Genomic DNA, 3,401 nt, shown 5'->3' on the forward strand with positions numbered 1-3,401 from the left:
CGGCCCGAGTAATGCAAACAAATGATCAGCAAAGGCGCCCTGCGTTGCACGGTAAATCATTGCTAGACAAAGTATGGGCTTGAAGCAGTCCCCCGCTACCCCGCTCAGCCGAGTGGGGTAGCGAATACTAGGAATTTTGACCCTAAAGAAGAATGATGCAGCATCTTCATGGGTGCTGTCAGCCCGATGACGCATGCTTTCTGTCCTCGGTGTCGGCACTGGCTTTCAAGCCAGTTGAATTTCGTGGTTGCATCGAACGGCAGAAAAGTCCGGCAATACTGCCATTCCAAATCGCACCCCCTACCGCAGCACATACCCGCTCGGCCATGTCAGCGTATAGTCCAGCGTCACCTCTTGGCTGGCACCTGCTGCAAGCGCGAGATCCCATTCCAAGATACCGCGCCTCCCTTCCGGATCACGCCGCGTAACGGCGGGGCTTGCGGTGAACTCCACCTCCAGATCATCCTGTTCGGAATAGGGGATCGCGTCGCGCAGTTTCACGTCCCACGCCTGACCTGTCAGATTTTCCACCGTCATCACGGCCTGTTCGGTCAACTGATTTGCGCTGGTAAAGACCCCGACATCGCCTTCGGATTTATTCGGGATCGCACGGGTCAGGCGCAGACCATCCAGCGGACCGAACCCTATTTCCGTATCCGCCCCTGCCGCAAGCAAAGGCAACTGGCCGAACCCGATCATTGTACCGTCCGCATAAAGAAGCGCCTGACCAGGCAACAGGACCTCGCCGGTATCATTAGTGAATTCCGCCATACGATAGGCGATCTGGTCACGGCTGGGCACCGCTTCGGCCCAGACGTCAGCGGCGAAATCCAGGGTATCCAGCGGCAGGCGCAGATCCTCGACACCGTTGCGTATATCGACACGCCCCGGATAGATGTAAGTGACGGTCGCGCCGCTCAGATCAGCCTTGGCCGTCACGGCCATCGGCGCCGCCGCGACCTCGGCCACTGCACCCGAACGCGACAGGGATTGTACGCTATCGGCCATCATCATGACGCCGTTCTCACGACCCAGATCATCCTCTGATATGATCCGCCGCAGAGGTGCCCAGACACCACTTGGTCCGGTCTGCTCGCCAGGGCGCGCCGTCGAAAGAATCAACTGCACATCATTCCAGTCCTGCCCGGTTTGCTGGCTGATCACGACCGAACGCTCGACCGCCAGAGAAGCCTCTGCGCCCGTGGTCAGGCGCATGTCATAGACAGGTGACCAATTGGCAAACCCCTCGACCGAGCTCACATCGACCGTCACCTCACCTGCCTCGGCTACCGCCAAGGTAAAGGTCAGCACAGCCCCCGCTTGTTCCGGCTCCATCAGCGCCGCCAGTGCCTGCTGCGCATCGCGTAGCGCCTCCTCATCCTCTTTGCGCGCCCGTTCTGCCGTCTGCGCCTCTTGCTCGGCGGCAAAAGCGGCTTCACGCACGGCCAAAGTCTCGGACCCGACCATCTGTGCGAGGGCCTGAATATCGGCTGCATTCATCGCTTCCCCTGCACTTGCCTGTGACAGGCTTTGCAAAAAGGAAACCTGTTCCTCGGCGGCCTGCACCCGCAGGCGGATTTGCGCAATCGCGGCGTTACGCTCCCGCAAGACACCTTCCAGCCGCTCCACCTCATCGCGGGCCGCAACAATTGCGGGCGCGCTTTGGTCGGGCGTGACCGGCAAGCGATCAAATGCAAGGTTGACTGCCCCCAACTGCGCCCCGTCAGAGGCCGCTAAACGCAGCCCTGCAGTGGACAGACCTTCCGGCATGCCCGGCACAACAATCTCGTGCTGGCCTGCAGGCAGATCAAGGCTGATCTGTCGTGTGACGGTCGCGAGCCCGGGATAGATCGTGACCGTATCCACCCGTGCCTGCGCAGTGAAAGTGTCGGCGAGTGATGGGGCGGCCAGTGCAATCAGGCTTGTCGTCAGAAAAAGGCGCAACATGGAAAATCTCCTGCAGATGTTATGCGTCATAATACAGGCTTTGACGGATCGCAGGACAGGTTCCTTGGCAGAGATTGCAAAAAATCTGCAGACGACACGAAAAAGGGCGCCCCACGGGACGCCCTTTTCAAATGCGTGACTGATCTGTCAGCCCTTTTTCAGGCACTCACGCCCCAAGAGTTCCGCGATCTGTACCGCGTTCAAGGCCGCACCTTTGCGCAGGTTGTCGGACACGCACCACAGGTTCAGACCGTTATCAATCGTGCTGTCCTGACGGATACGACTGATGAAGGTCGCAAAGTCACCGACACATTCGATGGGCGTCACATAGCCACCGTCTTCGCGCTTATCGATCACCATGACACCAGGGCTTTCGCGCAGGATATCGCGGGCTTCGTCCTCGTCCAGAAACTCTTCAAACTCGATATTGATCGCCTCGGAGTGACCAACGAAGACAGGCACGCGCACACATGTGGCGGTCACCTTGATCTTGGGATCAACGATCTTCTTGGTCTCGGCGACCATTTTCCATTCTTCTTTGGTCTCGCCGCTGTCCATGAACACATCAATATGCGGGATCACGTTGAACGCGATCTGCTTGGTAAACTGCTTGGGCGGTTTGCTGTCAGTGGGGTTATAGATTGATTTGGTCTGGTCCCACAGTTCATCAATCCCGCCCTTACCGGCACCCGACACGGACTGATAGGTGCTGACAACCACGCGCTTGATCGTGGCGCGGTCATGCAACGGCTTGAGCGCAACAACCATCTGGGCTGTCGAACAGTTCGGGTTCGCGATGATGTTTTTCTTGGAATAGCCGTGCACGGCCTGCGGGTTCACCTCGGGCACGATCAGCGGCACATCGGCGTCATAGCGGTAAAGAGACGAGTTATCGATGACCACACAACCGGCTTTGGCCGCTTTGGGTGCGTAAATCTTGGTCGCCTCGGAGCCGACAGCAAAAAGCGCCATGTCCCAGCCGGTGAAATCAAAGGTATCAAGGTCCTTGGTCTTGAGGGTTTTATCGCCAAAGCTGACTTCGGTGCCCAGCGATTTCCGGCTGGCAAGTACGGCAATCTCGTCCACGGGAAAGGCCCGCTCGGCGAGGATGTTCAGCATTTCGCGGCCCACGTTACCTGTGGCACCGACAACGGCGATTCGATAGCCCATTTGGCTGGCTCCTTGTTACAGATGCGCCCCTTTAACGCGTGGGGGGGCCAAGGGAAAGGGGGCGGGCAAAGAAGTACCTCTGCAACGGTCGGGGCCAAGCTTGTAAATCAAACTAGACACGCGGATTTGCACCCCTACAGTGCGCGCATGACGACGTTCCAAACACCCCAGTTCTCCGATCCCGCACCCCGTGGCCTTTGCACCGATTGCGGTGTGTCACGCATGGCCGACCCAAGCGCCTGCGGCAAAGCCTGCCAGTTCATCAAACCGGACTATCCGAGGCA

Annotated in this window: 3 protein-coding genes and 1 pseudogene; 1 reads left to right on the top strand and 3 read right to left on the bottom strand. The window is 58.6% G+C overall.

Annotated features, from left to right (window positions below):
• From VGP75_RS15725 to VGP75_RS15735, 3 genes are all read right to left on the bottom strand, one after another.
• A partial coding sequence (locus VGP75_RS15725) for a hypothetical protein (RefSeq protein WP_327544562.1) occupies positions 1-195 on the bottom strand: 195 nt, incomplete at its 3' end.
• 105 nt (positions 196-300) lie between these two features.
• A complete protein-coding gene (locus VGP75_RS15730) occupies positions 301-1,947 on the bottom strand; it encodes a DUF4139 domain-containing protein (protein WP_327544563.1) in 1,647 nt (548 codons plus the stop codon).
• Between the two features lie 147 nt (positions 1,948-2,094).
• Positions 2,095-3,117, bottom strand: a complete 1,023-nt coding sequence (locus tag VGP75_RS15735; RefSeq protein WP_055293503.1) for an aspartate-semialdehyde dehydrogenase — start codon at positions 3,115-3,117, stop codon at positions 2,095-2,097.
• A 147-nt stretch (positions 3,118-3,264) separates the two neighbouring features.
• Between VGP75_RS15735 and VGP75_RS15740 the strand changes: the two are divergent.
• Positions 3,265-3,401, top strand: a pseudogene (locus VGP75_RS15740) (coenzyme F420 hydrogenase); the annotation flags it as partial.

Origin of the sequence: Yoonia sp. (genome assembly GCF_036007805.1) — a bacterium.
Classification (GTDB): Bacteria; Pseudomonadota; Alphaproteobacteria; order Rhodobacterales; family Rhodobacteraceae; genus Yoonia.